General features: G+C 54.4%; 3 tRNA genes. All 3 read left to right on the top strand.

The features are described 5' to 3' along the window. Position 1 precedes the first annotated feature (1 nt). Positions 2–91, top strand: a tRNA-Ser gene (locus AC3E7H_RS10065). A 10-nt stretch (positions 92–101) separates the two neighbouring features. Further along, positions 102–175, top strand: a tRNA-Met gene (locus AC3E7H_RS10060). A 3-nt stretch (positions 176–178) separates the two neighbouring features. Further along, positions 179–251: transfer RNA gene (locus AC3E7H_RS10055), tRNA-Phe, on the top strand. Position 252 lies beyond the last annotated feature (1 nt).

The raw sequence follows: 252 nt of genomic DNA, 5'->3' as shown, positions 1-252 counted from the left end.
TGGAGGATTACCCAAGTCCGGCTGAAGGGAACGGTCTTGAAAACCGTCAGGCGTGTAAAAGCGTGCGTGGGTTCGAATCCCACATCCTCCTTTATTATTAACGCGGGATGGAGCAGCTCGGTAGCTCGTCGGGCTCATAACCCGAAGGTCGTAGGTTCAAATCCTGCTCCCGCAATAAGGCTCGGTAGCTCAGTTGGTAGAGCAATGGATTGAAGCTCCATGTGTCGGCGGTTCGATTCCGTCTCGCGCCAT

The organism is Streptococcus sp. SCPM-O-B-15304 (M98) (genome assembly GCF_058200215.1).
The sequence above is the reverse complement of the archived record's forward strand: the minus strand, read 5'-3'. Positions and strand labels throughout refer to the sequence as shown.